23 protein-coding genes and 1 tRNA gene are annotated in these 26,957 nt (G+C 45.4%); 16 read left to right on the forward strand and 8 right to left on the reverse strand.

The window, feature by feature from the left end:
* Window positions 1–3 precede the first annotated feature (3 nt).
* The 3 genes from ICN10_RS08125 (at window position 4) to ICN10_RS08135 (ending at window position 4,179) form a co-directional block, all read left to right on the forward strand.
* Window positions 4–1,344 carry an adenylosuccinate synthase gene (locus ICN10_RS08125; RefSeq protein WP_216214467.1) on the forward strand — a complete coding sequence of 447 codons (1,341 nt, stop codon included), beginning with the start codon at window positions 4–6 and terminating at the stop codon, window positions 1,342–1,344.
* 55 nt (window positions 1,345–1,399) lie between these two features.
* Complete coding sequence (locus ICN10_RS08130) at window positions 1,400–3,613, forward strand: malate synthase G (RefSeq protein WP_216214469.1); 2,214 nt, start codon at window positions 1,400–1,402, stop codon at window positions 3,611–3,613.
* Window positions 3,614–3,684: 71 nt separating this feature from the next.
* The gene (locus ICN10_RS08135) at window positions 3,685–4,179 is read left to right on the forward strand and encodes a hypothetical protein (protein WP_216214471.1); all 495 of its coding nucleotides are present in this window, start codon (window positions 3,685–3,687) and stop codon (window positions 4,177–4,179) included.
* Here ICN10_RS08135 and ICN10_RS08140 read toward each other — a convergent pair.
* The gene (locus ICN10_RS08140) at window positions 4,166–4,681 is read right to left on the reverse strand and encodes a hypothetical protein (protein ID WP_216214472.1); all 516 of its coding nucleotides are present in this window, start codon (window positions 4,679–4,681) and stop codon (window positions 4,166–4,168) included. The two genes, ICN10_RS08135 and ICN10_RS08140, sit on opposite strands and share 14 nt — an antisense overlap.
* Window positions 4,682–4,789: 108 nt before the next feature.
* On the opposite strand from ICN10_RS08140, the gene ICN10_RS08145 reads away from it, so the two are divergent.
* The 4 genes from ICN10_RS08145 to ICN10_RS08160 are packed head-to-tail and all read left to right on the forward strand — an operon-like array spanning window position 4,790 to window position 8,031.
* Window positions 4,790–6,004, forward strand: a complete 1,215-nt coding sequence (locus ICN10_RS08145) for an MFS transporter (RefSeq protein WP_216214474.1) — start codon at window positions 4,790–4,792, stop codon at window positions 6,002–6,004.
* 10 nt (window positions 6,005–6,014) lie between these two features.
* Window positions 6,015–6,701, forward strand: coding sequence for a dienelactone hydrolase family protein (locus ICN10_RS08150; RefSeq protein WP_216214476.1), 687 nt, complete (start codon window positions 6,015–6,017; stop codon window positions 6,699–6,701).
* Window positions 6,702–6,706: 5 nt separating this feature from the next.
* Window positions 6,707–7,513: a DUF4239 domain-containing protein gene (locus tag ICN10_RS08155; RefSeq protein ID WP_216214479.1), complete on the forward strand. Its 807-nt coding sequence runs from the start codon at window positions 6,707–6,709 to the stop codon at window positions 7,511–7,513.
* 17 nt (window positions 7,514–7,530) lie between these two features.
* Window positions 7,531–8,031, forward strand: coding sequence for a hypothetical protein (locus tag ICN10_RS08160; RefSeq protein WP_216214481.1), 501 nt, complete (start codon window positions 7,531–7,533; stop codon window positions 8,029–8,031).
* On the opposite strand, the gene ICN10_RS08165 is transcribed toward ICN10_RS08160, so the two are convergent.
* Entirely contained in the window at window positions 8,017–9,327 is a 1,311-nt protein-coding gene (locus tag ICN10_RS08165; protein WP_216214483.1) for an APC family permease, read from the reverse strand. The genes ICN10_RS08160 and ICN10_RS08165 overlap by 15 nt on opposite strands.
* Window positions 9,328–9,417: 90 nt before the next feature.
* Window positions 9,418–9,504, reverse strand: a tRNA-Leu gene (locus ICN10_RS08170).
* A gap of 157 nt (window positions 9,505–9,661) precedes the next feature.
* On the opposite strand from ICN10_RS08170, the gene rnr reads away from it, so the two are divergent.
* The 3 genes from rnr to ICN10_RS08185 are packed head-to-tail and all read left to right on the forward strand — an operon-like array spanning window position 9,662 to window position 13,047.
* The gene (gene rnr / locus ICN10_RS08175; RefSeq protein WP_216214486.1) at window positions 9,662–12,043 is read left to right on the forward strand and encodes a ribonuclease R; all 2,382 of its coding nucleotides are present in this window, start codon (window positions 9,662–9,664) and stop codon (window positions 12,041–12,043) included.
* 35 nt (window positions 12,044–12,078) lie between these two features.
* Window positions 12,079–12,846 carry a 23S rRNA (guanosine(2251)-2'-O)-methyltransferase RlmB gene (rlmB, locus tag ICN10_RS08180; RefSeq protein WP_216214488.1) on the forward strand — a complete coding sequence of 256 codons (768 nt, stop codon included), beginning with the start codon at window positions 12,079–12,081 and terminating at the stop codon, window positions 12,844–12,846.
* Between the two features lie 15 nt (window positions 12,847–12,861).
* Window positions 12,862–13,047, forward strand: a complete 186-nt coding sequence (locus ICN10_RS08185; protein ID WP_216214490.1) for a DUF2892 domain-containing protein — start codon at window positions 12,862–12,864, stop codon at window positions 13,045–13,047.
* Between the two features lie 131 nt (window positions 13,048–13,178).
* Here ICN10_RS08185 and ICN10_RS08190 read toward each other — a convergent pair whose 3' ends face one another.
* Entirely contained in the window at window positions 13,179–13,838 is a 660-nt protein-coding gene (locus tag ICN10_RS08190) for a response regulator transcription factor (protein WP_216214492.1), read from the reverse strand.
* A complete protein-coding gene (locus ICN10_RS08195; RefSeq protein WP_216214494.1) occupies window positions 13,825–15,267 on the reverse strand; it encodes a sensor histidine kinase in 1,443 nt (480 codons plus the stop codon). Before ICN10_RS08195 ends, ICN10_RS08190 begins: the two co-directional genes overlap by 14 nt.
* A gap of 141 nt (window positions 15,268–15,408) precedes the next feature.
* On the opposite strand from ICN10_RS08195, the gene ICN10_RS08200 reads away from it, so the two are divergent.
* Together ICN10_RS08200 and ICN10_RS08205 are read left to right on the forward strand one after the other, a co-directional pair.
* A complete protein-coding gene (locus ICN10_RS08200) occupies window positions 15,409–16,095 on the forward strand; it encodes a MarC family protein (RefSeq protein WP_216214496.1) in 687 nt (228 codons plus the stop codon).
* A 49-nt stretch (window positions 16,096–16,144) separates the two neighbouring features.
* The gene (locus ICN10_RS08205) at window positions 16,145–17,206 is read left to right on the forward strand and encodes a linear amide C-N hydrolase (protein ID WP_216214497.1); all 1,062 of its coding nucleotides are present in this window, start codon (window positions 16,145–16,147) and stop codon (window positions 17,204–17,206) included.
* Between the two features lie 68 nt (window positions 17,207–17,274).
* Here the strand turns inward: ICN10_RS08205 and tal are convergent, their stop codons facing one another.
* Entirely contained in the window at window positions 17,275–18,252 is a 978-nt protein-coding gene (tal, locus tag ICN10_RS08210) for a transaldolase (protein WP_216214499.1), read from the reverse strand.
* Window positions 18,253–18,345: 93 nt separating this feature from the next.
* On the opposite strand from tal, the gene rpiA reads away from it, so the two are divergent.
* Window positions 18,346–19,056 carry a ribose-5-phosphate isomerase RpiA gene (gene rpiA, locus ICN10_RS08215; RefSeq protein ID WP_216214508.1) on the forward strand — a complete coding sequence of 237 codons (711 nt, stop codon included), beginning with the start codon at window positions 18,346–18,348 and terminating at the stop codon, window positions 19,054–19,056.
* A 235-nt stretch (window positions 19,057–19,291) separates the two neighbouring features.
* Here the strand turns inward: rpiA and ICN10_RS08220 are convergent, their stop codons facing one another.
* Both ICN10_RS08220 and argA read right to left on the reverse strand, forming a co-directional pair.
* The gene (locus ICN10_RS08220; RefSeq protein WP_216214510.1) at window positions 19,292–19,567 is read right to left on the reverse strand and encodes an oxidative damage protection protein; all 276 of its coding nucleotides are present in this window, start codon (window positions 19,565–19,567) and stop codon (window positions 19,292–19,294) included.
* A gap of 32 nt (window positions 19,568–19,599) precedes the next feature.
* The gene (argA, locus tag ICN10_RS08225; protein ID WP_216214511.1) at window positions 19,600–20,964 is read right to left on the reverse strand and encodes an amino-acid N-acetyltransferase; all 1,365 of its coding nucleotides are present in this window, start codon (window positions 20,962–20,964) and stop codon (window positions 19,600–19,602) included.
* Between the two features lie 65 nt (window positions 20,965–21,029).
* Here argA and hrpA point away from each other — a divergent pair, with 65 nt between their 5' ends.
* Genes hrpA through ICN10_RS08240 form a run of 3 tightly spaced genes read left to right on the forward strand, consistent with a single transcriptional unit; the run spans window position 21,030 to window position 26,955 of the window.
* Entirely contained in the window at window positions 21,030–25,064 is a 4,035-nt protein-coding gene (gene hrpA, locus ICN10_RS08230; protein ID WP_216214512.1) for an ATP-dependent RNA helicase HrpA, read from the forward strand.
* 59 nt (window positions 25,065–25,123) lie between these two features.
* Complete coding sequence (locus ICN10_RS08235) at window positions 25,124–26,158, forward strand: cytochrome D1 domain-containing protein (RefSeq protein WP_255536839.1); 1,035 nt, start codon at window positions 25,124–25,126, stop codon at window positions 26,156–26,158.
* A 17-nt stretch (window positions 26,159–26,175) separates the two neighbouring features.
* A complete protein-coding gene (locus tag ICN10_RS08240) occupies window positions 26,176–26,955 on the forward strand; it encodes a polysaccharide deacetylase family protein (protein ID WP_216214513.1) in 780 nt (259 codons plus the stop codon).
* The last annotated feature ends 2 nt before the right edge of the window (window positions 26,956–26,957 follow it).

Genomic DNA, 26,957 nt, shown 5'->3' on the forward strand with positions numbered 1-26,957 from the left:
ATTATGTCTTCAAAGCAGCAAGCTAAAGGTCGTAACGTAGTTGTCATTGGCACCCAGTGGGGTGATGAAGGCAAGGGTAAGGTGGTAGATTGGTTAACTGATCATGCGCAAGCAGTAGTTCGCTTCCAGGGTGGTCATAATGCTGGACACACACTCATTGTTGGCGATAAGAAGACAATTTTGCGTTTGATTCCATCTGGAATCATGCATAAGTCTGTTATTTGCTATATCGGCAATGGCGTAGTTCTCTCACCAGAAGCGCTCTTTAAAGAGATTGGCGAATTAGAAGCTGCAGGCTTAGATGTTCAATCACGCCTCAAAATCTCTGAAGCAACTACATTGATTCTGCCGTACCACGTGGCAATTGACCATGCACGCGAGAAGAAGCGCGGCGAAGCGAAGATCGGTACCACTGGACGCGGCATTGGACCAGCTTACGAAGACAAAGTAGCGCGTCGTGCATTGCGCGTACAAGATTTGTTCTACCCAGAAAAATTTGCTGAGCAATTACGTGAGAACTTGGAATATCACAATTTCATGCTTACCAATTACTATGGCGCTGAGCCAGTGAACTACGAGAAGACATTGGCTGAAGCCATGTCTTACGCGGAGCGCCTTAAGCCAATGGTGGTGGATGTCTCTAGTGCTTTATATGCCGCTGAGCAATCTGGTCAGAATTTGTTGTTTGAAGGTGCTCAAGGCACATTGTTAGATATCGACCACGGTACTTATCCATACGTTACATCCAGTAACTGCGTAGCAGGTAATGCTGCTGCTGGTTCAGGTGTTGGACCAGATTCATTGCAATACATTTTGGGAATTACTAAAGCCTATTGCACCCGTGTTGGTGCCGGCCCATTCCCAAGCGAACTTTATGACCACGACAATCCTGCTAAACAAGATCCAGTTGGAGTACGTTTAGCTGAAGTAGGTAAAGAATTTGGCTCTGTCACTGGACGCCCACGCCGCACTGGTTGGTTAGACGCTGCTGCATTGAAGCGCTCCATTCAGATCAACGGCTTGTCTGGTCTTTGCATTACTAAGTTAGACGTTCTAGACGGCTTTGAAACCATTCGCTTATGTGTTGGCTACAACCTCGATGGTAAGAAGTTGGATGTATTGCCACGTGGTGCAGAAACAGTAGCTCGCTGCGAACCAATCTATGAAGATTTCCCAGGCTGGAAGGGCACAACCTTTGGTATTCGTGAGTGGAGCAAGCTGCCTGTTGAGGCACAAAACTTCCTGCGTCGTATCGAGGAAGTGGCTGGTAAGCCAATCGCAATGGTATCTACCGGTCCAGAGCGTGATGAAACCATTCTCCTCCAGCACCCTTTTCAGGGTTAATGGAAAATAACCGACTCAATTTAATTTATTAACTTTTGCATAAGAAGATAACAACATGACTGCGCGCACTACCTGCAATAGCCTTCAAGTGGCAACCCCTTTATATCGTTTTATTGAAGACAAAGTGCTTCCAGGTACTGGCATTAAGAGTGCCGACTTTTGGAAGGGTTTTGATGAAATCGTTAAAGATCTCACGCCAAAAAATGAAGCCTTGCTAGCTAAACGTGACCGCATTCAGGCGGATTTGGATAAATGGCATCAAGCAAATCCAGGCCCAATTACCGATATGCCTGCATATCGCAAGTTTTTGAAAGAGATTGATTATCTCGTTGATGTTCCAGGAAAAATTACTGCAACTACCAAGAATGTGGATGATGAGTTGGCTCTGCAAGCTGGCCCTCAGTTGGTGGTTCCAGTTCTCAATGCGCGCTATGCATTGAATGCCGCTAATGCGCGTTGGGGTTCTTTATATGACGCCCTTTATGGCACCGACGTTCTGTCCGAAGAAGATGGCGCCACTAAGGCAGGTGCTTACAACCCAATTCGTGGTGCAAAGGTAGTTGCTTATGCACGTAACTTCTTGGATCAGTCAGCTCCATTGGCTAAAGGCTCACACCGTGATTCAGTGGCATACACAGTTGATGGCAATAAGCTTTCTGTGAAGTTAAAAGATGGCACAACAACAGGTTTGGCTGACGAGAAGCAATTTGTTGGTTATCAAGGCGAAGCTTCAGCACCAAGCTCAATCCTCTTGCGCAACAATGGCATTCATATTGATATCGAAATCAATAAGAGCAAAACGATTGGCGCTAGTGATCCTGCAGGCATCAATGATGTTGTATTGGAAGCTGCGCTTTCCACTATTTTGGATTTGGAAGACTCTATTGCTGCAGTGGATGGCGATGACAAGGTTGTTGCCTATGAAAACTGGTTGGGGATCCTCAAGGGTACTTTGGTTGAGGAAGTGAAGAAGGGTGATAAGACGATTACTCGTACGCTCAACCCGGACCGTAAATACAAAGCCGGCATTGGCGCTGTTGATGCAAAAGATGGTGTTGTGACATTACATGGCCGTTCGCTCTTGTTCCTCCGCAATGTTGGTCATTTGATGACTAACCCGGCCATCATTACCGGTGAGGGTAAAGAAATCTACGAAGGCATCTTGGATGCGGTAGTGACTGTATTGATTGCTTTGTACGATATCAATCGTCCAGCAAGCCAAGCGATTGGCAATACACGTAAGGGTTCTGTTTATATCGTTAAGCCAAAAATGCATAGCCCAGAAGAAGTGGCTTTTGCAGGCGAACTGTTTGGCCGCGTTGAAAAATTACTCGGCTTGCCAGCTGACACTGTGAAGCTTGGCATCATGGACGAAGAGCGTCGCATGAGCGCAAATATCAAGGCGGCGATCGCTGCTGCTGGTGCACGTGTTGCCTTTATTAACACAGGTTTCTTGGATCGCACTGGTGATGAGATGCACACTGCAATGTATGCAGGTCCAATGATGCGCAAGGGTGATATGAAAACCAGCAAGTGGTTGTCAGCCTATGAGCGTCGTAACGTATTTGCAGGTTTGGATTGTGGCTTGCGTGGCCGCGCTCAAATCGGTAAAGGTATGTGGGCGATGCCAGACATGATGAAAGCCATGGTTGAGCAGAAGATTGTTCATCCAAAAGCAGGTGCAAACACTGCTTGGGTTCCATCACCAACAGCTGCTACCTTACATGCACTTCATTACCATCAAGTAAACGTAGCTGAACTCCAAAAAGAAATGGAAAAGCTCGATACTCAAGCTGAAGCTGAAGCCTTAATCAATGATTTGTTGACCATTCCAGTTGTGGAAAAGGCTAACTGGTCTAAAGAAGAGATTCAGCAAGAGTTGGACAACAACTGCCAAGGTATCTTGGGTTATGTGGTTCGCTGGATCGATCAAGGCGTTGGTTGCTCTAAGGTCCCTGATATTCATAACGTAGGTTTGATGGAAGACCGTGCAACATTGCGTATCTCCAGTCAGCATATTGCTAACTGGTTACTCAATGGCATTGTGACTGCAGACCAAGTGAATGAAACTTTGCAGCGTATGGCTAAAGTGGTTGATGGCCAGAATGCTGGCGATCCTTTGTACAAGCCAATGATGCCAAATTACAAGGATTCTTATGCCTACAAAGCAGCTAGTGACTTGATTTTTAAAGGTCTTGAGCAGCCTAATGGCTACACAGAACCTTTGTTGCACGCTTGGCGTTTAGAAGTAAAGAAGGCTCACGCTTAATACTTCTTTAGCGCTCTAGATCAGAATGGATTTGCCCACAAAGCAAATCCATTTTTTATTAGCCCATGTCTATGTTCGGATTTCTGAACCCATTCTCTAAAACGTACCCCAAGTATTCATTTCAGTTAAATGATGGTGGTAGGGAGAAGGCTGGCTTTAAAGGTGGGGCAGGGGATTGCGTTGTTAGATCTATTGCGATTGCAGCGAATCTTCCCTACATGCAAGTGTATGAAGATCTCAGACTTGCAAACGAAAGATATGCGCTAGTCAAAAACGATCGTCTTGCCAAGAGATTAAGCGTCAAAGGGGCATCACCTAGGAATGGCAATCACCGTAATGTCTTTCATGACTACATCTTGGCTCAGGGGTTTGAATGGGTGCCAACAATGAAGATAGGGGCGGGTTGCCAAGTTCATTTACGACCTGATGAGTTGCCCGATGGAGTCCTGATAGCTAAGGTTTCTAAGCATCTTACCGCCATTATTAATGGCGTAATTCATGACACACACAACCCGTCACGAGACGGGAATCGCTGTGTCTATGGCTACTATATTAAGAAGCGCTAGGGTCTTTCTGGTGGTGCTTGAGATTCCAAGCGGCTTTGTATGAATTGGTCATGCCAATCATGGCGGAGGTAGTCCAAGCCACTGCAAATAATCCAGAGAAAGAAATAAAGAAGGCAAGACTCTTCCAGCCTGTCGGCAAAATATCTTCAACAAATCCTACCGTGGTGTAGCAACTACCCACAAATAGTAATGTCTGAATACCGTTATCCATTAAGTTGAGGGCCATAATATAGAAAGTCCAGATAACTATTTCAACAATATGGATCAAGGCAATGAAGAAAAATGATGCGTAAAAATGAAAAAATACGCGGTTGTATTGCTTAAGCTTCAAGTTTCCAATGGTTAGCCTCTCAAAGCGCAGCATGATGTAATTAATCCCGCTTCCATGAAAGAGAAGAACAAGAATTAGACCAAGAATCCCATAAAAAGTATCCCTGAGTAACGGCAGAAGCGGGATTCCGCCTAGCGTTGCTTGGGTAATGATTTCAGTAGAAATGGACATAAGTTAGGCGAATTTCATTTAGTTTAAGGCAGGCAAGTTTCCTTATCAGGGTTGATAATGTCATATTGATTAAGCCAAGTAAAGCATCCCTTGAACACCGCCCCCCATATGACTGAAACCAAGAAGCGAGAACGCTTCTTTTTGTTTTCTTTGGCGGGCATACAGTTCACCCACATCTTGGATTTCATGATCATGATGCCTTTGGGTCCTGAATTTATTCGGGAGCTCAATATCAACACGCATCAATTTGGTTTGTTGCTTTCTTCTTATACTTTTGCCGCAGCAGCTGCAGGTATTTTTGCAACTTATTATGTAGATCGATTTGAGCGTAGGCAACTTCTACTAAGTTTGTATGCGCTCTTTATCATCGCCACTTTTGCTTGTGGCTTAGCTCCTAACTATGAAGCGCTTTTTATTGCTCGCGCATTTGCCGGTGCTTTTGGCGGCATTCTAGGATCGCTAGTACAAACCATTGTTGCCGACTCAATTCCATTTGAGCGAAGAGGTAAGGCGCTAGGTACGGTAATGGCTGCATTTTCGGTGTCTACAGTTGCAGGAGTTCCTTTGGGATTATTTCTTGCAAACCATATTCCAAGCTTAGGTTGGCGTGCACCGTTCTTTTTTATTGCCTTAATTTCAAGTCTGATTCTTTATTTGGGCTATCGCAATATTCCCAAGATCGCAGGGCATTTAGATCATGTTCATGAAGGCAGTCGACTGAGTCAGGTTTTGAAGATCTTGATTGCACCTCAGCATGTCAAAGCCTTTGTCTTTATGGCACTCATTATGATTACAGGGTTCTCGGTCATCCCCTATATCGCCCTATATTTCACATCCAATGTTGGAATTAGTAACTCCTATATTTCGTTAATTTACTTGTGCGGCGGTGTAGCCACCCTGATGAGTTCTCGTTTTATAGGGCATATGTCAGATAAGTATGGGAAAGTTACTGTTTTCAGAGTCTTGGCTATTGTGAGTCTCGTACCGCTGTTGGTAACAACCAATTTACCGGTAACGCCGTTGTGGATTGTGCTGATTAACTCAACCGCATTTTTCATTCTGGTATCTGGTCGAATGATTCCGGCAATGGCAATGGTGAGTCAAGTGGTGGAAAACAAGATTCGCGGAACCTTTATGAGTTTGGTTGGCTCAGTACAAATGCTGTCCTCTGGCATTGCTTCGGTTTTGGCTGGTTGGATAGTCACTATTGGGCCTGATGGCATGATGCAGCACTACAACCTCGTGGGCTATGGCGCCGCAATTTGCGGGTTGCTCACTTTCTGGCTGGTAGGATATATTCATTCTGATACGAAAAAAGCATAAGGAGATACCCATGATTGAATTCAAAAGACCCGATGGACAAGCTGTAAAAGGCTACCTTGCTGAGCCGGCCGATAAGTCTAATGCTCCAGGAGTTGTTGTGATTCAGGAGTGGTGGGGTCTAGATGATGAGGTCAGGGCGGTAGCTGATCGTCTTGCAAGTGCTGGGTATAGGGCATTGGTGCCAGATCTATATCGCGGTAAATTGGCGATTGAAGCCAATGAAGCAGAGCATCTGATGGGTGATCTGAATTTTGGTGATGCTGCTGGCCAGGATATCCGTGGCGCCGTTCAGTATCTAAAAGCTACCGGGAGTGCCAAAGTTGCGGTAACGGGCTTCTGTATGGGTGGTGCACTCACCATCTTGGCTGCCTGCAATGTACCAGAGCTTGATGGCTCAATAGTTTGGTATGGCAACCCACCCCTCGAGTATGTGGATGCAAAAGCAATTACTAAGCCGATGCTAGCGCATTGGGCATTACATGATGACTTCTTCCCGATCTCCGGCGTAGATCAACTGGAGGAAAAGTTAAAGCAGGCTGGCGTTCATTACGAGTTCCATCGCTATGACACCAAACATGCTTTCGCTAATCCCAAATCAGATACCCGTGGCCTATCTCCCTTGAAGTACAACGCAGAGGCAGCGCAGCTGGCCTGGGAGCGAACACTCAATTTTTTAAATAAATATATCAATAACTAGGCTCTATGAATACTCGACGTGAAGATGCGTTCTTCAATTGGATATACAAAAAAAGTAATGTCCAAATTTTATTAATACTGGTTCTCTTTTTTGTTACTTTGCTAGATGTATTGCCACGTCTGCTGCAATACATTCCCATCTTTGCGCCAACCCAAGATAGCACTCGATTGGGCTTGGGTCTTTTTGGATCCATCATTACTTTAAGTGGTTTATTGATTGGTTTTTTACTCAATCAAGCGCAAACGAATTTTCGTGAAGTTCAGACCTTGGTTTCTCAAGAGGCGGGACGTATCAATAACTTGGACCGCCTGTTGACTCGCTTTGGTGATCCATCCGTTGCGCCTGTACGCGCCGAGTTATTTGAGTATATGAATTCTATCGTCAATGACGAATGGGCTTTATTGCAAAAGGGTGAGGGAAGCTCCAAGACTCATATGTTGTGGCGGGGTATTTCCCGAAAACTGATGGCGATTGAGCCTCATACCAATCGTCAAACAGCCATGTATACCGACATCATTAAGAAGTCAGAAGAAGTGGCAGAAAGCAGGGAGGCTCGTATTGAGCGCTCGACTATTCGCTTGCCAGGCCTATTTTGGGTGGTCATTCTGATTTGTATGTTTGCGCTCATGGGCATTAATACCTTATTCCTGCCTTCCGACTCATTCTTCTTTGGTTTGAAGATTCTGCCGGTCACCATGGGAGCTTTGATTTCTCTATTGGTCATTACAGATCAACCTTTTAAAGGACAGAACTCCGTACAGCCTGATGCCTTCTATAAAATCATCGAATCTATTAAAACTCGTAAAGAGTAAGACTCTTTTAAATTGCTATGCACTTATTTTCTGAAAATCTTGCTGTAGAAATTTCATCCTATTACCGTAATTTGGCCTTGGGCCATGGAGTAGTGCCGAAGGTGTTTACCTTGGTAAATGGCGAGGGTGATCAATACCTTTTCTTTATAGATGATCTCCCTTTTGAGAAAGAGGAGGAAAAGAATCAGTTTCTGGCATATATCGTTCAGCAGCATGATGCTGTTTGCTATGCTCGTGGCACTCTGGTGATTGTTGAAAAAAATCAGCAATATATTGAGTTTGCCGTGATTGATAGGGATGATGCTGAAGCAATAGTTTGTTCTGCTCAGCTCACTAGGGATATGGACGATAAGCCAATTGGCTTGGGAGAGTTTGAGAAGACTCTAGTCAAGAAGGGCTCCATTATTTTTGGAGGTCTCTTTGCTCCTATTCAGCTGTCCGAAGAAAAGACCGAAGACTTTGAAGGTCTCTGGTTAGAAATGAAAGCAAAAATCTTGCACCGCTCAATGGGCTTGTAATTTCTTTCTCAGAAATTTACGAGAAGTAGCTTCTATCGCAAAAGATCCAATTAAGGCAGCAATGAGAGCGATTGCACTTCCTCTAGCGCTCTCAATCACATTGATAAATAAAGTCAAAAATAAGCTTAAGTTGATGATGATTGCTGTCCAGAGTGGCCAAAGCTTGGCGCCTGTTTGCTTCCGTACACGAATATGCCCAAAGGTAATTGCGGCGTAGACCAATAAAAAGGCGAGACTCGCCATTTTTCCAACTACCTCTAGCGGGAAAGCTAATACCAAAGCAATAACCAAAACGGTAGATACAGTTAAAGAGCGTAACCCTGTTTTTAGGACGGAATCGCCAAGTGCTTTAGAGATCGAGTTCTTATTAGCCATGTCAGCGGCGATATTAGATGCGGCAAAGATCGTGGCATTTAGAGCTGCAGCGCAAGCTAAGAGGGCAGAGGCGCCAATTACAACAAAACCTGTCTTCCCGGCCACTATTTGGGCTGCGTCCGCCAATACATGGCCGTTGTAGGCTGCCATTTGGGCGGGGGAGAGTAGCAGGATGGCTGCGGTACTTACTAGAACATAGGCAATAGTTACCAACACAAGCGCTGAAAACATTGCCAGCGGAAGTTCCTTGCGAGGCTCTTGCATGGCATTAGAAGAGTTAGTGACTACGCCAAAGCCTTGATAGTTGATGTACAAAATACCTGTAGCAATAGCGATACCATTGATAGACCAGCTCGACATCTTATGTGCGCCTATATCGGCAACATAAATGCCATCTATAGAAAAGAGTATTAGGGCAATTGTCACAAAGCCAATCGCAAGCGCCTCTACCTTGCCAACAAAATTAGTGCCAAGTAATTTAATGCCGGCGCAAAAAACCACTATGCCAGTGCTAACAAACTTTACTTCCAGTGGCGATAAATTGCCGCCAAGCAAGGTATTGGCGTATTCAGAGAAGCCGGCAGCGTAAAGCGCAGCAGCTATTAGGTAGGCTATAAATTGAAATATATTGAGACCACCAGAAATAACGCCTGGGCCAAAACTCATCACGGTAAATGTTGCAGCTCCTCCGCTACTAGGAAAGGTGGCACCTAATTTGGCGTAGGAATAGACAGAGAAGGACGCAGCAATGGCGCCAAGCAAAAAGGCCAGCGGAATATGTGTTCCAGCATGAGCGCTTGCAGTGCCCAACAGAGAAAACAGTCCTGCACCCATCATCCCGCCGATACCAAGGGCGGTGGCTGAAAAAAGGCTAATCCCTTTATTCTTCTTGCTCGAGGTTTTGAGTAGGGCGGGGTTCAATTTGGAGTCTATGGACTGGTAATCAGTTGGGTTCAGCAGTGGAGCAACAGAACCCTCTATTCAGGCTCATAAGGGTGACTTTAAGCTATTTGGTGCCCAGGAAGGGACTCGAACCCCCACAACCTTACGATCGCCAGCACCTGAAGCTGGTGCGTCTACCAATTTCGCCACCTGGGCATGCCTTTATTATAGAGGGATGGGCATTTCTAGGTCATTTCTGGCCCCATTTGGCTTTTTCCCATCGGACTTGGTGGTTTGATACAGTAGCCTTATTTATAACAAAAATAGATATCTCTAGATATATAGACAGGGCATGTATTGCCGAAGGAATTAAATGCGTAAAGCAAAAGACTTGGTGCCACGCGAGGCTGACCGTTTAGGTACAGTTCAAGGGCATCGAGATGGATTTGGATTTGTTATTCCCGATGACGGTGGTGAAGATATCTTTCTATCTGAAAGAGAAATGTCTCGCGTCATGCACGGCGATAGAGTCAATGTTAGGGTTCTTGGTACAGACCGCCGCGGTCGTCCTGAAGGTCAAATCGTTGAAGTTGTTCTGCATGCTAATAAAGTAGTTATCGGTCGCCTCTTAAATGAAAACGGTGTTTTGATTGTTGCGCCAGAAGATAAGCGCATCGGCCATGACATTTTGATTCCACCAAAAGGTCAGGGCAATGCCAAATTAGGCCAAGTAGTGAGTGTCGAGATTATCGATTACCCAGATAGCTATCGCCAAGCAGTTGGACGCGTAGTAGAGGTCTTAGGTGAGATTGACGATCCCGGCATGGAAATCGAGATCGCTGTGCGTAAGTATGGCGTGCCTCATGAGTTTTCAGCTGCTGCCATGAAAGAGGCGACAGCTTTGCCAGATACAGTCCAGCAGGCTGATCTAGAAGGTCGCGTTGATCTGCGTGATGTGCCTTTGGTTACTATCGATGGTGCTGACGCACGAGATTTTGATGATGCGGTTTACTGTGAACCCGTCATGTACGGCCAGACTAAGGCTTGGCGTTTAATCGTGGCGATTGCTGACGTATCTCATTACGTCAAACCAGGCCAGCCATTGGATGATGAAGGCTTGTTGCGCGCCACTTCGGTATATTTCCCAAGGCGTGTGATCCCAATGCTGCCAGAGAAGATCTCGAATGGTCTTTGCTCTCTTAATCCGGGTGTAGATCGTTTGTGTATGGTTTGCGATTCCGTAGTGGATAACAACGGCATTGTGTTGGCATATCAGTTCTATCCAGCAGTGATGCACTCAGCACAAAGATTCACTTATGACACTGTTTGGGAGATTCTTTCTAATAGCAAGGGTCCTGAAGCAACTCGCTTTGCACAGTTCCGCCCATTACTAACAAATCTCTACTCGTTGTTTAAGATTTTGCTTTCTGCCCGTGAGAAGCGGGGCGCTATTGAGTTCGAAACAACTGAGACTCAAATCATTAGTAACGAGCTAGGCAAGATTCTGCGCATTGAGCCACGTCTCCGCAATGATGCGCACCGCTTAATTGAAGAGTGCATGTTGACTGCCAACGTTTGTGCTGCAGACTTCATTGATAAAAATAAGCACCTCAGCTTGTATCGTGTTCACGGTGAGCCATCAGAAGAAAAGTTGGTTACTTTGCGCCAAGTTCTCAGAACCTCCGGTCTCTCATTGGGCGGCGGCGAGAAACCTAAGCCACGCGATTACGCTAAATTGATGCGTGAAATTAAAGAGAGACCTGACGCTAATATGCTGCAGTCGGTTGTGTTGCGCTCTATGCAGCAGGCGATGTACCAGCCAGATAACGAAGGCCACTTTGGCTTAGCTTATCCAGCGTATTCTCATTTCACAAGCCCAATTCGTCGTTACCCCGACTTGCTAACGCATCGCGTGATCAAGTCAATCCTGCAGAAAAAGCCTTACGTACCAGTCTTGCCACCGAAGGTGCCTCTTAACCTCACTCTGCCACGCAAAGGTAAGGGTCGTGAGAATGCAGTCAATGCCAAGAAATCCCAAAGTGATGCAAAAGCTGGTGTCAAGGGTGCAAAAGCACCTAAGGGCGCAAATGCCGCATTGCCAATCTGGGGTCAATTAGGTGTTCACTGTTCATCGAATGAGCGTCGTGCTGATGAAGCCTCTCGTGATGTTGAGGCATGGCTCAAGTGTTACTACATGCGAGACCATTTAGGTCAAGAGTATGCGGGTACAGTCACTGGCGTAGCAAACTTTGGTTTATTCATTCAGTTGGAAAATCTGTTCGTCGAAGGTATGGTGCATGTCACTGAACTCGGCGGTGATTACTTCCAATATGACGAAGCACGCCAAGAGTTGCGCGGTGAGCGAACTGGAATACGTTATCGCTTAGGTGATCGTATGCATGTATTGGTAAGTCGCGTTGATTTAGATGCGCGCAAGATTGAATTTAGCTTGGTTAAATCAGTTGGGGCAGAGCCCGGCGGATCATCCAATCGTCGTCAGCTCTTACTGGCAACTGATACTGGTAGACCTAATAAAAAAGCAGCTTCTAAAAAGAGTCGCCCGGATAATAAGGTTCCGCAAAAGCCTAGTGGTATCAATGTGAATGCGGCTAAATCTGCGGGCACATTGGGTGCTAACCAGTCTAAGAGTAAGGCAACTCGTAAAAGCGGCAAGACCAGCAAGCCTGGAAGATCTATTGGTAAACCAGCCGGTAGCAAGCCTCCAGTTCGCAGCACTAAAGCACGCCGTAAATAAAGACGCTCTGTGTAGAAATTAAGTTAGAAAAGAAAATGAAACAAATATTAGTAGGGTTCCATGCAGTGCAAGCTCGTTTGCGGGTAGATCCAGGTAGCTTGAAGTCGGTGTACTTTGATTCTGGTCGTCGCGACAGGCGCATGGGTGATTTTTTAAAGCAAGCCGAAGAGATTCTGGGCGAGCGTTTGCATGCAGCAGACGCTGAACGTCTCCATAAGTTAACTGGGCATGACCGTCACCAAGGCGTAGTTGCTTTGGCTGAAAAAATGACTGTTGCAAGAACCATTACCGAAGTGGTTGAAGATGCTGAGAGCGCGCAGAAGAAACCATTATTTTTGGTTTTAGATGGTGTAACTGATCCCCATAACTTTGGTGCATGTCTGCGTGTAGCAGATGGCGCTGGTGTAGATGCTGTTGTGATCCCCAAAGATCGCTCGGCATCTATTAACGCCACCGTAAGCAAGGTATCCAGTGGTGCAGCTGAAGTCATGCCTGTAATTACTATTACCAATCTTGTCCGTAGTATGAAAGAAATGCAAGAAGCGGGAGTTTGGCTGATTGGTACGGATGATGAAGCGACTAAGTCAATCTACGATATCGACCTCACGGGCTCTATTGGTATTGTCATGGGGGCCGAAGGCGAGGGCATGCGTCGCCTCACAAAAGAAAACTGTGACGAGCTAGTCCGTATCCCTATGCAGGGCGTGGTCTCAAGTTTGAATGTCTCTGTTGCAAGTGGCGTATGCTTGTATGAGGCATTAAGACAGCGCCTAGCCAAAGTATCTGACAAAGCTGCCAAGTAAAATAAGGAGCTTCATATGAAATGCAATATGGGACACACAGATCGCGTTCTGCGAATGACTGTTGGCGTTACGCTAATGGGTTTAGCTGGTTTTGGTATCACCGGCCCCTGGGCCTGGATAGGGATCGTTCCTTTGTTGACGGGAATGATTGGTAATTGCCCGGCTTACTCAATACTGGGCATTAATACTGGCAAGAAGTAGATATTGGTCTTAGTTGCTGCCAAAATTGTTACCAAAGCCATCCTTTAGGATGGCTTTTCTTTTGACGCAGATGGCCCGCTATCGGCCTTTAAGCGACGTAAATTATTTGATAGATGATCTTGGTGCTTTGCTTAATCAAACGTCTGCTTAAGCATTGCATGTTTTTCAATAGATGCCCGATGTTTATCGCAGTATCGTCCCAACTCCATCAGAGTATGAAGATTAAGTTTATTCTTCAAAAAAGTACGATACATCTTCACTGTTCTCAGGGACAGTCCCAAAATCTCTGCAACTTCTTGTTGCTCGTGCCCATTTCCTAGTAGCAATAGAACTTGAGCCTCTCTTGGGGTGATGGGGAGAGCAAGTCGTGTCCGATCACTTTCAGAAGGCTTTATCTTTTCTTGATTTTGTTTGGCTGTATTAAATAACTTTTCTAGGGAGGCACTTATTTTCCCTGGCGTAAATGGCTTTAAGATGAAGTCAACCGCACCTTCATGCCAAGCATCAATGACGTCAGACTGTTGAGCATTGCCGCTCATGAAAATTATTGGAAATTCAATATTAATTTGCTTAAGAGTTTTTTGTAGTTCAACCCCATTCATACCTGGCATTTGAAAATCCAGTAGCAAACAGGTGGCTAAGCCATCTTCAAAATCAAAATCATTGATGGCACTTAAAAATGACTCTGAACAATCAAATATTTCTACTAGATAATCTTGAGACAACCATACATGAAGGCCATCACGAATATCTAGATCATCATCTACGATGATTACTCTATGATTTTTCATGTGAATCTTGTAACAAAGGGATTTTGATGGTGAAGATAGCGCCACCACTAGGGCTGTTTGTAGCGGAGATAATGCCCTGATGCTTTTGAATAATGGTTTTACTCAGCCATAACCCAATCCCCAATCCCTCTTTTTTGGTGGTTTTAAATTGCTCAAATATAGAAGGTAGCAATTCTGGGTCAATTCCGTCGCCACTATCTTCAATGCTAATGACGACATATTGAGTCTCATGACCAATGCTTAGCTTAATTTCACGTGATGTGGGATTTGCTATCTCAATGGCGTCAATTGCATTGTTAATTAGATTAATCAGCACCTGCTGAATTTGAATAGCATCACCCAGAATTGCAGTGTTATTAGCAATATTTTTTACAAGTAAAATTTTCTTCGCTTCGAGAGTGGGCTCAATGATTTCCAATAATTCATTCGCAGTTGAAGTTACATCCACCTCATGAAAATCAAGATAGTTTGCATTAAATAGCTGCCTAAGGTTCTTTACAAGGCTGGTTAATTTGCTTAGTTGTGAGTTGACCTTATCTAGAACGCTGACAGCTTCATGATTGTTACCGCGCTGACTCAAATTACGCCTCAAGGTTTCGACCTGAAGACCTATGCCAGTAAGTGGTTGGCTAAGTTGATGGGCAAGGGAGCTGGCTAGGGCGCCAATACCAATGACTCTATTTGATGCGATTAAACCCTGTAGAAGACTATTTTTTTCTTGGGTAACAACCATTAGATTTCTATTAAGGGGGTTGATGCTATATGTTCTATGGTCGACCCAGCTAATTCTGAGTGATTGGTACGAGATATAGCGAAATACATTCAAAATCAAAAAGAGAATGTAAAAAGTGATTGCTGCGGAAGTGGGTAGCCTTGGGTTAATTGGAGCATCGGAAAAACAGCTCAGAATTCGAATGCAGGCAAATAGGCCAAGCATCAACTCAATATTCTTAATCCAGCTAAAAAACAAGTTTTCTTTTAACTCTTTATCCTGAGTCGATCTGCATATTACAAAAGCCCAAAAGCAAAATATGGCATCTGCAGTGCTTGCAATTAATGTAGTAACTTGAATTGTGGGGTTGGTACTTCGAAAAATTTCTATTGTTACTGCATAGATTATTCCAAAACTAATTGATAGGAAAAATTTACTAGAACTCGTTTCGCCCCAAAGAGCATAAATGCTAAATAAAACGCATATATGCGTGACCCAAACGGAGGTATTAATAATTAAAAATAATGTTGTTCCTAGGTATTCAGGATTGATGCTGCTGAGGGCAACACCAAATATTCCCGGCAGGATGGCTAGCTCGCTGAGAAAGAAATACCTACCTGATGCATCAATTTTGCCTTTAAATGAAAAATACAAAATGCTGGCGGAGCAAATTGTAATTAGAAGGTAGGTTATTCCTAGAGCTGCTATTGCATTCATGGCGGCATTAAATACTTCGGTAAATGATGAATTCATTCTACTAGACCAATATATTGGCTTGACTGTACTCAGGTACGTAGTGCATGCCAGTTTGGACTGTTAATTTATCCCTATTCTGTTATGTAAGAGCCCCACATCAACATGTTTTCAATTGCCTTTGCCTCGTTTGTAGCAGTCTTTGCCGCTCTTTTCCCAATTATTAATCCCCTGGGCGATGGACCAATTTTTCTGAATATGGTTCAGGGCTGCTCTGAGGATGTTAGAAAGAAGCTAGCAAGAAGTGTCAGTGTTAATTGTTTCTTTTTGCTTTTTGGGTCGATGTTGATAGGTCCTCAGTTACTGCTATTTTTTGGCATTTCACTTTCTGCACTCAAGCTTGCTGGTGGCGCAGTAGTTATTGGAGTGGGCTGGAATTTACTCAACCAACAAAGTTCATCTGGTAGCAATTCAAGTCAATCGTCAGGGCTTACTGATGCTACAGCAGCAGGTAGCGCCTTTTTCCCTTTAACAATGCCTTTGACGGTTGGACCTGGATCTATTGCAACTGCAATTTCATTAGCCGCAGCTGAGCAGAGTACTAAAGATTTCCATTATATTGATCACATGCCAGCATTAATTGGTGCCACATTAGCGCTAGTAGCGCTCTCGATAAGCGTTTACCTTGTTTATCGAGAATCTTCTGGTATTCAGAGGTTATTAGGGGTTAGTGGAACTAATGTATTGATGCGATTGCTCGCTTTTATCTTATTGGCAATTGGCGTACAAATCTTCTTGGGCGGTCTTAATGGATACGCCCTTGATTTATCTAAATTAATTCCAACGCATTAGTTAGCAGCATTTTGCTAAGGTTTATTTTCTTAATATATAGGAGGCAGTTATGTGTACATCCCTTTTAACGTTCGATGCTGACGGCAAGGCATATCTTGGCCGTGGTATTGAGTACTCGCGCCTCATGCCGACCCAAATTTCATATATGCCGGCTGGAACCGCGGTTGCATCCTTAACCCCAGAGGGCAAACAGGGAAAAACTTTCAACACCCAATATCCAATTTTGGCCTTTGTTGGCCAATCGATTCCTGAAGCAAAGTTTCCAGCAGTGTTTCAAGGGGCCAATGATCAAGGGCTCTCCTTTGGCGCTCAGACGCTTGTCAAGTCAAGCTCTCCACCTGTTGGTAATGACCCATCAAAAATACTCTCTGTGAATGATCTTGGAACATGGATTTTGGGTAGCTTTAAAAATGTTGCCGAGGTTAAGGCCGCAATGCTCAGTGGTGAAACAGAGTTTTGGTTGCCATTAGTGCCAGACTTTGGAAATACCCCTTATCAAGAGCACTATGCTGTTTTTGATAAAAACGGTGGGGCCATTGTCATTGAGTTCTATGACAATAAAGTAAACGTATATGACAATCCGGTTTATGTCATGACAAATCAGCCGCCGTTTCCATGGCACCTAGAAAATTTAAATAACTATACTTTTTCCAACATCAATCCAAACGCCGGAAAGCTCGGAAAACTCAATATCGCTTCAACTGACGCAGGTAGCGCATTAGCTGCATTACCTTCTGCTCAGACCTCTGCAGGAAGATTTGTAAAAGCCGCTTTTTACTCAAATTATGTTCGTAAGGCAAAAACTCCTGATGAAGCCATTGTTGCATTAGGACACATCATGAATAACTTTGATCGTTGTTTCGACCTTACTATCGATGAGGCAGGCGCAGCGGGCGATGGTCCTGGTAGCGATACAGAATCTACTGAAGTTAGTTGGGTCCTCTTTTTGCAGGATCTAACTAGAAACCTTTTCTATGTTCGATCTATTAATGCTTTGAATTGGTCAGTGATTGATATTAATAAGCTGAAGGAAGTTAAAGAAATCAAGACGATCAACTCATATGACGTTGATGTAGCTGGTGCGAATGCTTTTACTCTCTTTTATCAATAGAGCCTAAGCAATGACGAGAAAGCCACCTTCGGGTGGCTTTTCTTTTTCCTATTAAAAGTATTGAAGTCTCAATTAGCGAGTAGTGCTTCTAGCTTCTCAGTATCTACGCAGAAGTTCCGAATACCTTCAGCTAATTTCTCGGTCGCCATGGCATCGTTATTGAGCTGCAGGCGGAAACTGGACTCATCGAGCTTAAGGGGTGTAATGCCTTCCGCCTGCAATGCTGCTTGAGCATTAGCAGGATTAAGTTTTTTCTCAACAGACGCATTACTACTTTGAAGTTCAGCCAATAGTTCAGGGCTAATGGTTAGTAAATCGACGCCTGCCAACTCTAATATCTGACTGGTGTTTCTAAAGCTTGCGCCCATGATTTCAGTTGGGATGCCAAAGTGCTTGTAGTAATGAAAAATTCTCTTCACAGAAGTCACGCCAGGATCATTTGCTCCGCCATTGGCTGTATCACTCCAGTTAGCACCAAGCTTAGCTTTATTCCAATCGGTAATGCGACCCACAAATGGAGAAATCAATTTGGCATTAGATGCGCCACAGGCTGCTGCTTGAACTAAAGAGAAGAGTAGAGTCATATTGCAATGAATGCCTTGAGCTTCTAATTCTTTGGCGGCAGCAATGCCTTCCCATGTGCCGGCTAATTTAATCAGAATGCGTTTGCGATCGATCCCATGAGATTTGTATAGGGCAATTAAATGCTTTGCTTTGGCAACAGTACCTTTGGTATCAAATGAGAGTCTGGCATCCACTTCAGTAGAAACGCGACCAGGGACAATCTTCAAAATCTCTAGGCCGAACGCAACCAGGATGTAATCCACGAGGTCGGTTGGGCTCATACCTGGATAGGCTGCTTTTACAGACTTCACTAAATCCTGGTAATTGCTTTGCTGAGCTGCTTTCAGAATCAGTGAGGGGTTGGTAGTCGCATCTTGCGGCTGGAAGGCCTGCATACGCTCAAAATCGCCTGTATCGGCTACAACCGTAGTGAGTTTCTTGAGTTGTTCTAACTGGCTTAATGCTGAGGCGGTGCTGTTCATGGGCTTGCTCAATGCTCTAAAGTGGTTTACTTGTGAATATCATATGATAGATGGATTAATTACTCAGTTCCAGTAAAGGCGTTTGATAGCTATATGAATCAAGATCAACTCAAGCAAATGGTAGGTGAGGCGGCCAAAGATGAAGTTCTCAAGTTGCCCGCTGGACAGGTTTTGGGTGTAGGCACCGGTTCTACTGCCAATTGCTTTATCGATGCGCTAGCTCCGCACAAGGATCATTTTGCAGGGACAGTATCGAGCTCTAATGCAACTACGGAGCGCTTGCTAAAACACGGCTTTAAAGTGCTTGACCCAAACGATGTGCAAGGCTTGCCTGCATATGTTGATGGTGCAGATGAAATCGATCCAGCCGGACACATGATTAAAGGTGGCGGTGGGGCGCTCACGAGAGAAAAAATCATTGCCTCAATGGCAAAGCAATTCATTTGTATTTGTGACTCATCAAAGCAAGTGCCTGTGCTGGGTAACTTTGCGCTGCCAGTAGAAATCATACCTCTTGCTCGAGGTGTCGTGAGTCGCGAATTGGAGAGGTTTGGCGGCAAGGTGACTCTCCGCTTAGTGAAAAATACTCGCGCCGATCTCAATCAAACACCTAGCGAGCCATTCGTGACTGATAACGGTGGGTGGATTCTTGATGTCGCAGGATTAAAGATTGCCAACCCAGTTCAGATGGAAGCGCAAATTAATCAAATTGCTGGCGTAATCACCGTGGGCCTATTTGCCAAAGAAAAAGCCAATATTTTGCTAGTGAGCAATGCTGCAGGTGTTGAGCGTATCGTTCTTTAGGAAATAAAAAACCCGACGGGGTATCCCCATCGGGTTGTTTTGCCATGGTTTGCATGGCGCAGGCGCTCGGAAGGTATTTAGTTCCTTAGCCTATAAGCACATAGATGTACTTATTAAGATTGGCTTTCGCCAATGTAGCGGGGCACTATAACTGCCTCACCACGACTTCATCCTACGCTTATCTTTGGGGGTGTCAACACCCCAAATCAATATTTAATTAAAAGGTAATGAATATTTATTCTGCTGGCGGAGGTACGTAACCTTGTGCGGTATCAGCGCCACCCTCAAAGAAATGCTTTTCTACCTGTTTTAAGAGGTATTGGCGTGCGCGTGGGTCTGCCATATTGAGGCGATTTTCATTAATCAACATGGTTTGCTGCTTTAACCAACCAGCCCAAGCTTCTTTTGAGACTTGATTCCAAATCTTTTTACCCAGCTCTCCAGGAAGAGGGGCGAAATCCATGCCTTCAGCTTCTTTATTGAGTTTGATACATTGAACCATGCGTGCCATCTGTAATGCCTTTCTAGTATTTCTAGCGTTTCTTATAGATCTTTAGTTAAAACCATGGACTTGCGGTCCCAGTTATAAATTTGTTTTCTTTCTTCAGGCAAGTCATCCACTGACGCCCGTTTAAAGCCGCGCTTTAAGAACCAGTGTTCGGTTCTTGTCGTGAGAACAAATAATTTTTTGATGCCTTCTTGTTTGGCGCGCATCTCAACACGCTTTAGCAGACGCTCACCGTCACCTGATCCTTGAACATCTGGATCAACAGCAAGACATGCTAGCTCACCAACGCCATTCGGAAAGGGGAAGAGTGCTGCGCAACCGAAGAGAACACGATCATGCTCAATCACGGAGAAGCGCTGAATATCACGCTCAATCACATCTTGACCACGAGCAGCCAGAATGCCTTCATCTTCTAGAGGCATAGTTAATTGCAAAATGCCGCCAACGTCGTCCTGGTTGGCTTCACGTAAGTTCTCAATATCGGATGAAGCTAGCATCATGCCGATACCATCATGGGTAAAGAGCTCTTCCAGCAGGGCACCATCTTGATTGCATGGGAGGAAATGAACACGGCTAACACCAGCCCGAATCGCTCTACCAGCAGTATTCAATAGGCCCTTCATGCCAAAGTCCATGTCTTTGTTCTGTGCGACATACTCTTGTAGCTGTGGCATCGACAGTTCAGTGATGAAGTCGCCCTCAGCATCTTTAAGACCGGCATATGGGCTTAAGAAAATCAGCTTATCTGCTTTGAGTGCTGCAGCAGTAGATGCCGCTACATCTTCATAAGCCAAGTTGAATGCTTGACCCGTTGGTGAAAAACCTAAAGGCGAAAGCAAAACAATTTTGTTGCTATCAAGGGATTGTCTAATCGAACCAGAGTCCACTTTACGAACCAGTCCTGTATGAATGTAGTCAGTACCCTCAACAACACCTACCGGCATTGCAGTAATAAAGTTGCCAGAGATTACTGAAATGCGTGAACCAGCCATTGGTGTATTTGGAAGACCGCGACTAAATGCCGCCTCAATATCCAGACGTAATTCACCTGCAGCTTCTTTGACGCACTCTAGTGCAGCGGCATCGGTAATCCGGTAGCTGTGCATAGCACTCTTACCGAACTTACTTTTAATGTTGCGGAGCATGAGCTGCTCTTCAATTTGCGGGCGAATGCCATGAACCAAAACAATACGCATGCCCATGGCATGCAACATGGCGATATCTTCAATCAGGTTCTCAAGACCGATTTCTTGTACGAGTTCACCCGCAAAAGCAATCACAAAGGTCTTTTCGCGGAAGCTATGAATATAGGGCGCAACATCACGCAGCCACCCCACAAAAGGGAAGTTGGAGGTCGTTTCTTCGGCCAATGAGGCCTGGTTTGGTGCATTTGTCGGCATAGTGAGAAAATTATAGGGTGCAAGAGCCTATAAACCAACAAAAACCCAAAGCAATCCCAAAGCCTGTGCCTGCTTCCAACACCTTGCGGAAGCTAGATATTCGCTTTCCGGAGGAATTGCCGGTCTCTGGTCAGCGCCAGCTGATCAAGGATGCCCTGCAGAGCCACCAGGTGGTCATTGTGTGCGGAGAGACGGGCTCAGGTAAGACAACGCAGCTTCCAAAGATCTGTCTGGACTTGGGGCGAGGCACCATTAATGGTGGCAAGCTCATTGGCCACACCCAACCGCGCAGGATCGCAGCGACTGCCACAGCCAAGCGCATTGCTCAAGAGCTAGGTTCACCCATTGGCCAGGATGTTGGCTACCAAGTGCGTTTTGCCGACAAGACTAGCAATACAGCCTCTATCAAACTGATGACAGACGGCATCTTGCTAGCCGAGACGCAGCGTGACCCACAGCTACGCGCTTATGACACGCTCATCATCGATGAGGCGCATGAGCGCAGCCTCAATATTGATTTCTTATTGGGCTATTTGCGTCAGCTCCTACCTAAGCGTCCTGATCTTAAGCTGATCATCACTTCAGCAACGATTGATGCCCAGCGATTTGCAGAGCACTTTGCCATGAATGGCAAGGTAGCACCGGTAATTGAGGTCAGTGGTCGACTGTTTCCGGTGGAGCAGCGCTATGCACCACTGGAACCAGACGCCAGGCCTGATGGTAAAAAAGAATCCAAGACTGCCAAAGAAATTCCGGATGCCGTTACCGAAGAGATTGCTAGCTTATGGCGTGAAGGCGCCGCTGGCGCTGGAGATGTATTGGTATTTTTGCCGGGCGAGCGAGAGATACGTGACTGCGCAGAAGCTTTGCGTAAAGATCATGTCCTGCAGCAACGCTTTCATCCGGAGATTCTGAGTTTGTTTGCTCGTCAGTCCGTTGCCGAGCAAGAAAGAGTATTTAGTCCGGGCAATGGTCGCAGAATCATTCTGACTACCAACGTAGCAGAGACTTCATTAACGGTTCCCAATATTCGTTATGTGATTGATAGCGGCCTAGCTAGAGTAAAGCGCTACTCCTACCGCAATAAGGTTGAGCAGCTCCAAATAGAGCCGATCTCTCAAGCGGCTGCTAATCAAAGGGCGGGGCGTTGCGGTCGTGTATCGGATGGCATCTGCGTGCGCTTGTATAGCGAGCAAGATTACCAAGGCCGCCCTAAATTTACTGACCCGGAAATATTGAGAAGTTCATTGGCAGCAGTGTTGTTGCGCATGAGCTCCTTACGCTTGCCAAAGATTCAGCACTTTCCATTTATTGATAAGCCACTTGGCAGAGCAATTGCAGATGGCGTACAACTTTTAGATGAGTTAGGTGCAATTGAATTTGATGAATCTGATTCAGTAGACGGCAAGGATATCAACAACAGCTTCAAACTCACTGCTATTGGTAAGCAGTTGGCGGACTTGCCGTTAGATCCTCGCATTGGACGTATGTTGCTCGCCGCAAAAGAGCAGAACGCTTTAAAGGAAGTAACCATCATTGCTTCAGCCCTAGCTACGCAAGACCCAAGAGATCGGCCTATGGATCAGGCGGCCGCTGCAGATCAAGCGCATCTTCAGTTTGCTGATGAGCGCTCTGAGTTCTTGAGTTTCGTAAAGCTTTGGAATTGGTATCAGGATGCTTTGCAACATAAGCACAGCAATCGTCAGCTAGAGAATCTTTGCAAGAGTAAGTTTCTGTCACCCCGTCGCTTACGCGAATGGCGCGATGTCCATGGTCAACTCCATACGATGCTGGGCGAGAAGGGCTGGAAAGAAAATGGCCTAGCCGCAACTTATGAACAAGTTCATCTATCTTTATTGACCGGCTTACTTGGTTATGTCGCTAAAAAAGAAGAAGATGAAAAATCCCAGGATCGCAATAGCAAGACCGGCGGTTACATTGGTGCCCGAGGTATACGTCCATTTATCTGGCCTGGCTCTACCATTGGCAAAAAGGCAGGTGCCTGGATTTTGGCTGGAGAGCTCCAAGAAACCAATCGCATGTATGCCAGAACAATTGCAAAGATTGAACCGCAATGGGTGGAGCGGGTTGCTGCACATCGTCTAATTAAATCCTTGAGTGATCCATTCTGGGATAACCGTCAGGGCGAGGTCATGGCGTTTGAACGTGGCACCTTATATGGCCTACCGATCTACCATGGCCGCCGCGTGCGTTATGAGCCTCATAATCCCGATGAAGCTAGAGAGTTATTCATTCGTCAGGCTTTAGTCCAAGAAGAAATGTTTGGGCGCATGGATACTCCAGCGTTGCAACGCGAGACTGAAACGGATGCCAAGAAAAAATACCCAAATCTGTTTGGATTCTTTTGGCATAACCGTCGTCTCATTAAAGAGATTGAAGCCTTAGAGCATCGCTCACGTCGACCAGATGTTTTAGTGGATGATGAGTTGCTATTTGCTTTCTATGAGTCTCGTATTCCCAATGGAGTATGTAGTCGAGAAAGCCTTAAAGCGTGGTTGGCTAAAAAAAGCGGAGAAGATAAAAATCAGGGAAGTGAGCTGGATGCTCAACTTCGCCTAGAAAAAGCAGACCTGATGCGCCATGAGGCGGCAGGCATTACTGTAGATCGTTATCCTAAGACGATGCTGGTGGGCGGTGCGCAACTTAGCCTGACCTATCACTTTGAACCTGGAAGCCCGAAAGACGGTGTGACACTTGTTGTTCCGTTGACGCAGTTAAACCAAGTGGATGGACGTCGTTGCGAGTGGTTGGTACCCGGCATGTGTGAGGAGAAAGTGCTTCTCCTGCTCAAATCTTTGCCTCAGAAACTTCGCCGTCATTGTGTGCCGCTACCGGATTACGCTAAATCTTTTCTGGAGCGCAAGTTAGAAGAAAAGCAATTTGGTGTTGGTGACTTCTTAGATAGTTTGATTGGCGACATCCGCAAAGAGCGTGGATTAGAAATTAAGCGCACGGACTTCAGGCCTGAAGCTTTACCTTTGCACTCGTCTATGAATTTCCGTTTGATCGATGAGCATGGGCGACAGTTAGAGGTGGAGCGCAATTTAGCGCGCTTACGCTCTGAGTATGGACAGACTGCCCGAAACGCTTTCCAAGCAATTGCTCAGGAAACGGCCCAGGTCGAGTTAGGCGTAGAGCCTCCGGTGGGCGAAAGAACTAATGCCAATTCAACTGGCGGTAAAAGTACTGCAGATACGACTCGTAAGGTGGAGCAGGGCGGTTACCGTACCTGGGAGTTTGGTGAGCTGCCTGAAACATTAGAAATACAAAAAGGCAATAAAACCTTATTTGGTTATCCCGCATTAGTTGACCGCGGCGACTTCTGCGATCTTGAGGTGTTTGATGATCTAGAGGAAGCTCGTAAACAACATGGTTTAGGGCTGCGCCGTCTATTTGCTCTGAGCAATAAAGATACGCTTAAGGCTTTGCAAAAACAGTTGCCCGGTATTCGAGAATTAGGCCTGCTCTTTATTAATGTGGGCTCAGTAGAGGGATTGATTGATCAGATTTTGAATCTAGCTCTTGAGCGTGCTTATATGACTGAGCCATTGCCAGTTAATGCTGAGCAATTTACAGAGCGCTTACAAGCAGGAAAACCAAGATTAGCGCTCATCGCCCAAGAGATTTCTCGTCATGCATTAAATGCATTACAAGCCCATGCGGATTTGCAGAAAAAGATCGCCAGTGCAAAAACTGCATCACCAAGTGCTTATGCTGATATTCAGGCGCAGATGCAAGGCTTGATATTTTCCAAATTTGTTGCAGAGATACCGTATGCCCAGCTGGTACATGTGCCGCGCTACTTAAAAGCCATTGCGATGCGGATTGATAAATTACGTTCTAACCCAAGTCGCGATGCCCAGTGTCAAAAAGATTGGGAATCGGTGGCGCGTCCATGGCAAAAACTGATACAGGGAACTAAGGGTGGCTCATCCTATGCAATGGCCGAAGACCAGGCCTTAACGGATTTTCGTTGGCAACTGGAAGAGCTGAGGGTGGCTTTATATGCCCAGGAGCTGAAAACACCAACCCCGATGTCCTTAAAGCGCCTTGAAAAGGTTTTAGCCAGCTTGCGCTAAGTCAAATCCATTGCAGCCTAGAGGTCATTTTGGGCCTCCTGATTGCTTACAATGGAGGTATGTATACATTTATCAAGATTAGAGGTTTTCGCACAATTGCGACCTCCGCTTTATTGGCCCTCCTTTTAGCCAATCAAAACGCATTTGCGCAAGCTAGTAATGCTGCAGCACCAGTAGCTGTAAATCAGCCTAAGTTGGCGGTGATTCTCAATTCTGGCGAAGCTTCAGTCAGTTTGATTGATATGCCTACTCGTCAAGTCATCAAAACCATTCCAGTTGGTAAAGAACCTCACCATCTGATGTTGACGCCAGATCAAAAGACTTTGCTGATCGCAAATGCAGCAGGCAATGATGTGGCTTTAATGAATCCAACAACTGGTGAGTTGACTGGCAGAATTCCAAACATCATCGATCCATACCAAATTGGATACTCCCCAAATCACAAATGGTTTGTGGCAAATGGCAATCGCTTAGACCGTGTCGATATTTATGCTGCTGATGGCGCAAATCTCAAATTAGCGAAGACTGTGAAATTGGCAAAGACTCCAAGCCATATTGCATTTACAGCCGATAGCAAAATTGCATTCATTACTTTGCAAGACTCAAACGAGCTTGCTGCCATTGATCTTGAAACACAAAATGTCTTGTGGGTTATGCCGACAGGTAAAGTGCCTGCAGGCTTATGGATGACGCCTGGTGATCAGTACTTATTGGTTGGCATTACTGGCGAAGACAATGTCCAGGTGATCGACTGGAAAAATCGCAAAGAAGTAAAACGCATCCCAACAGGGAAGGGCGCGCATAACTTCCGCCCTCTAGGGGATAAGAAGCATGTATTTGTGAGTAACCGTATTGCCTCCACGATTAGTCTGATCAATATGCAAACCCTGGAAAAGGTTGGCGACATCACTGGGCTCCCAGCGGGACCAGACGATATGGAAATCACTCCTGACGGAAAAACGCTATGGGTCACTTTCCGTTTCTCAAAAAAGGTTGGAGTCATCGATATCCCAACCATGAAGTTAGTTACTGTTATTCCGGTGGGTAAGTCGCCTCATGGAGTCTTCTTTACCCCAAGGGCTGGATGGGAGTAAGCATCATCATGAAATGCATGAGTCATAAGGCATTCATAAGTATTGCAGCCGTGCTCTTGCTCGGCTGTTTTTCATTGGGCGCCTCTGCTCAAGCTGCAGAGTGTAATAAAAAGGTTTACCTTACTTTTGATACTGGCAATATGGCAGTCGCAGAAAAGGTGGCGGAAATTCTGAAGCGACAAAATGTAAAAGCTACATTTTTCTTGGCGAATGAGAAAACTCTCCGCGGTGATTTTTCTTTAGACGATTCTTGGAAGGCTTATTGGCAAGAACGCGTAAAAGAGGGACATCACTTTGGTAGTCATACCTATGACCATACTTATTTTGTAAAAGATGGTCCTAAAGGTGAAGTGTTTGAAAAACCTCAGTTTGGACCTAAGGCAGGCATGACAGTCCTCTATAACGAGGCAGCTATGTGTAAAGAAATTCGCCGTGTAGATCAGCGTTTTCAAGAGCTTACCGATCACCCGATTCAAAAGATATGGCGTGCACCTGGCGGCAAAACTTCTCCTACCTTGATTCGCATGGGCAATATGTGTGGTTATGAGCATATCGGTTGGGATCCTGCTGGATTTTTGGGTGATGAGCTGAACTCTGATAAACACCCCAACGGCACTCTTCTGGATAAGGCGAGCCGCAATCTTAAGGATGGCGATATCACCATGGCTCATTTGGGGATTTGGTCCAGAAAAGACCCTTGGGCGCCCGCCGTATTGGAGCAGCTCATTGTGAATCTCAAGGCTCGCGGATTCTGCTTTGGACTGCTGCCCAAGAATCCTGTAAATCAGTCAAAATAAAG

The organism is Polynucleobacter sp. 86C-FISCH (assembly GCF_018882415.1).
Classification (GTDB): domain Bacteria; phylum Pseudomonadota; class Gammaproteobacteria; order Burkholderiales; family Burkholderiaceae; genus Polynucleobacter.